This is a genomic window from Oleiphilus sp. HI0079 (genome assembly GCF_001635105.1).
Genome location: NZ_LWFT01000734.1, coordinates 1 through 4410, shown reverse-complemented (window position 1 = coordinate 4410; position 4410 = coordinate 1). Strand labels below are relative to the sequence as shown.

The window sequence follows — 4410 nt, the reverse complement described above, 5'->3', positions numbered from 1 at the left end:
CGAAATGATGTGAGTCGAACATCATCCAAGCGCTACTATCGCTTCCAATGTTAAAGACAACAGCAGAATTAAGTGTTGGTGATCAGTGATGGTCTTCAACCAGAGTTTTGCCTGACGACCATAGAGAACTGGAACCACCTGATCCCATCCCGAACTCAGAAGTGAAACGGTTCATCGCCGATGGTAGTGTGGGAGGTCCCATGTGAGAGTAGGTCATCGTCAGGCTTTAATCAGAAACCCCAGCAGACACCCTGCTGGGGTTTTTTTATGTCCTATAGTCAAGATATAACGCTTGGACGGATAAGGATGTACCTTTGTGCAAGAATCAGTGATCTACCGTATCTTATCGAGCGATAGAAGGGCGTCCCTTTGGTGTTCCAAACCGAAAATACGAAAGCTCTCTTCCTAAGAATTTTGTTGCACTTAGCAACGGCCCTTACAAGCTCCTTTTATTTGAAAAGCTCTCTTGCAGCCACATCAAACGCGCTTTGGCGGGCGATAACACCTAAAAAGTACATAGTATTTTGATTAAATCTGGAAAGGCTTCTCCATACTCAGTCCTATTAATTTCAAAAGCATGAATTGTTATACTCTTTTGAATCCAGACTTACCCTTTAAAATCCCCCTCATTCTTCAGAACTTTTAAAAAAGCGATCGGCTGCTTGGCTGCCGTTCTCGAAAGCGAAGTAGGCTTACTTTACGATGAATTATTTTGATTGGCTTTTATTGACCGCGACCTGTTTTCTTGGTGCGATGAGCCCGGGGCCGTCTCTGTTGTGTGTTATGCAGCATGCCTTCGATGACGGTCGGTTAGCCGGAGTCTCGGCTGCGATAGCTCATGCTTTTGGCGTACTTTTATGGGCTGTCTTTACCGTATTCGCGATGCACGGTTTGACTGAGTTTTTACCCAACTTCATGAGCTATATTTCGTTGATCGGCGCTGTGTTCCTGATCTATATCGGAGTTAAGTCCCTTAAGGCAAATAGCGCACCTCAAAACACGCCAAGTATCGAGCAGATAAAGTTCTCTGCCATTCGCGATGGGTTCAGCATTGCATTCCTTAACCCGAAGTTAGCGATCTTCTTCACGGCAATTTTTTCACAATTCTTAGTTTTTGATCCGTCGAGTCAAGCAAAAATTGCGATGACGCTAATCGCGTCTGCTGTTGATGGGTTGTGGTATATCATAGTTGCGTTTATTGTCACTAGCTCAGGCTTCAAAGCCACGCGTTTTGCGCGGTTAAAGCACGTAAATACGGCAGCCGGAGTTATCTTTATAACTTTGGGCCTTCAAGTCGTTTTTTATACAGCAATAAGTTAAGTAAGAAGGGTAGGGCATTTTATGACCGTTTTTGAACCAAGCAACCAGTACTGGGCAAAGACTCATCATGTTGAAAACTTACCTGAGCCACTGATCAACCATAATACTTATTCAAGCGATATCGCGCTAACGTCCATAGTCAAGACGCTTGCTCCCAATCTAAACACGGATGACCTGAATGTGCTTGGTGAAATATGTGGTTCAGAAAACGTGGTCGAACTTGGTTTTCAAGCAAACGTTGTTAAGCCCGAGCTTCACACACATGATCGATATGGCCATCGGGTGGATGAAATACGCTTTCATCCTGCTTATCACGAGCTCATGACTCTATCAATGAAGCATGGTATCCACTCATCCCATTGGGAGAGCGTAGCTTCTGATCGAAATTTGGAACGGGCAGTAAAGAGCTACATGATGTGTCAGGTAGAGGCGGGACATGGTTGCCCTATAACAATGACTTCCGCGGCGATTGCAAGCCTTAAACACCAACCCGAGCTTTATGATATTTGGGCACCCAAAATCCTAAACCGAACTTACGACCCTCGAAATATACCCCATTTTCAGAAAGACAGCGTCACCATTGGGATGGCAATGACTGAGAAGCAGGGCGGCTCAGATGTTAGAAGGAACTCCACTCGTGCCTTCCCTATTGATGGAAACACAGATGGGCTTTACGAACTCGTTGGCCACAAATACTTCGTTTCAGCACCGATGTGTGATGCGTTTCTGGTGCTTGCTCAAACAACGTCCGGAGTATCTTGCTTCCTAGTTCCTCGCTGGAAAGACGACGGGACTAAGAATCCCATACAGATCCAAAAGCTAAAAAACAAAATGGGGAATGTCTCTAACGCGTCAAGCGAAACGGAACTGCGCGGTGCGCAAGGATGGTTACTCGGGCAGGAGGGTAAAGGCGTCGCGACAATCCTCGATATGGTAGCCATGACGCGCTTTGACTGCATGATAGGATCGAGCGCGGGAATGCGGCAAGCGGTTGCGCAGGCAACCCACCATTGCGCTTCTAGAGCAGCCTTTGGTGCCTTGTTGAACAAGCAACCTCTCATGCAGAACGTTCTTGCAGATTTGATTCTTGAAAGCGAGGCGGCTTTGGCGCTCACGTTGCGCATGGCGCGCGCCCTTGATCGTATGGATGAGGCTCAAGATGAAGCTGCATTAATGCGGATCGGTACGGCGGTTGGCAAATATTGGATATGCAAACGGACCCCCGGGCACGCGTACGAGGCCATGGAGTGTATCGGAGGTATGGGCGTCATGGAAGACACAATCATGCCTCGACTCTTCAGAGAATCGCCGGTTAACGCAATCTGGGAGGGCAGTGGCAACGTACAATGCTTAGACATGATACGAGCCATGCAGCGCGCACCCGAAAGTGTCGACGCCCTACTTCGCGAGTTGAGTAGTGCGAAAGGTGTGGTAGCTGAGTTTGATCAATATAGCGCTGAGCTGTTCTCAGCGCTTGAGGGCGTTCACGCCTTGCAACCAGATGAGGTGCAATATATCTCGCGCTCGTTGATTGAAAAGATCGCTTTGAGTTTACAGGCTTCTTGCTTAATTCAGTTCGGCGATCGTGTGGTTGCAGATGCATTTTGTAAAGCGCGTCTTGGAGGAACTACGTCTGGTCTACTGTACGGCGGTTTACCTCAAAATATCGACTGCGCATATCTTATTGAACGGGCAACACCCAAAAACTAACTAGCGATTTGGCAAGGAGCGAGGTGTGGAAATGACAACATTGCTTTGGTTTTTCTCAATATTAGGAGCATTGATTTGTATTGCGTTATCAATAAAGATCGCACGTCAGGTTCGTTTTCTTGATGCTCACAAAGAAGCGGTTATTGAAGCAAGGTCCAAGGCAAAGATTAATCAGGACAAACTTCGCGAAAGCATACGTATTCTTTGTTCCTCTATGCTTGACGAGCAGGTTGAGATTTCTGAAGGATGCATGAGGGTCAAGATTCTTTTGGATCATTTGGATGCCCGTCTGCACCATGATGAGGTTCTTGGTGTCTTTAACGAGGTATATGAACGCCTCGAGTCAATGCCTCGCTTTGAAAAGCGCAAGGCCGTAAACCGAAAAATATTAGACAAGCTAGATGAAACACGATTCGCTGTAGAGAATGACTATCGCGAACGTGTTTTGGTAGCTTGTAATACCTTAATGGCTGAAATGCCTTTGCCGAAAAAGGCACAGTGATCGATTCGGCGGCCAAATATTCACTTCAGGTAGAAAAATGTTTAATCGAAAACAGTGCTCAATCAGCACGATATTGCTAGCTACAATTTTGGTCTTTTCCGGGTGTAGTTCTGAATCAAAAACCAGCGTCGATAGCCCACTTAGAACGGTTCGAACGATTAATGCAGGCAGTGCAGATCAATTATCCGGACGCTCTTTTCCGGGTGTCGTAGACGCAAATCAAAAAGCAACTTTGAGCTTCCGTGTCACAGGAAAGCTTGAATCGCTTGTTGGAAAGGAAGGCATGCCCGTGATTCGAGGCCAAGTACTCGCAACGCTTGACGACGATGACTTTCAAATCCAACTTGCTGATGCCCAAGCCACTTACAGCCGAGCAAAGGCCGATTTCGAGCGAGCCGCACAATTAGTCGAACGAGGCCATGTTTCAAAAGCCGATTACGATAAACTGCGCGCCAATGCGGCGAGTGCAAAAGCGAATCTCGATTCAGCTGAAAAACGGGTGGCTTATTCGACCTTGAAGGCGCCATTTTCCGGGCAAATTGCCAAGAGATTTGTCGAAAATTTTCAGGAAGTATCGGCCTCTCAGACTATATTTTTGATTCAAGATCTTTCAAGCCTTGAGGTGAAAGTGGACATTCCATCTTCACTGATGGTCAACTCGTCGAGAGAAAAAGGGTTATTGGACATAAATGCTCAATTTGATGCCATTCCGGAGCGTCAATTCCCACTTTCCGTAAAAGAAATCGCAACCGTCGCGGATGACGTTACTCAGACTTACACCGTGACCTTAACCATGGAAAACGTGGATGGGTATTCCATTCTCCCAGGGATGACGACCACCGTCACCGCAACACCTAAGAAGAATACTGACGATAAAG

The 4410-nt window shown here is 46.7% G+C and carries 4 protein-coding genes and 1 rRNA gene; all 5 read left to right on the top strand.

The genetic code is table 11. The annotated features are described in order from the left end of the window. The first annotated feature begins 110 nt into the window (after positions 1–110). A 5S ribosomal RNA gene (rrf, locus tag A3750_RS13345) occupies positions 111–225 on the top strand. Positions 226–702: 477 nt separating this feature from the next. After that, positions 703–1320 carry a LysE family translocator gene (locus A3750_RS13340; RefSeq protein ID WP_068458162.1) on the top strand — a complete coding sequence of 206 codons (618 nt, stop codon included), beginning with the start codon at positions 703–705 and terminating at the stop codon, positions 1318–1320. A 21-nt stretch (positions 1321–1341) separates the two neighbouring features. Further along, on the top strand, positions 1342–3030 hold the full coding sequence (locus A3750_RS13335) for an acyl-CoA dehydrogenase family protein (protein WP_068466453.1): 1689 nt from the start codon (positions 1342–1344) through the stop codon (positions 3028–3030). A 31-nt stretch (positions 3031–3061) separates the two neighbouring features. Further along, positions 3062–3532 (top strand): DUF2489 domain-containing protein, encoded by a 471-nt coding sequence (locus tag A3750_RS13330; RefSeq protein ID WP_068466455.1) that lies wholly within the window; start codon positions 3062–3064, stop codon positions 3530–3532. A 37-nt stretch (positions 3533–3569) separates the two neighbouring features. Beyond that, a partial coding sequence (locus tag A3750_RS13325; protein ID WP_068548355.1) for an efflux RND transporter periplasmic adaptor subunit occupies positions 3570–4410 on the top strand: 841 nt, incomplete at its 3' end.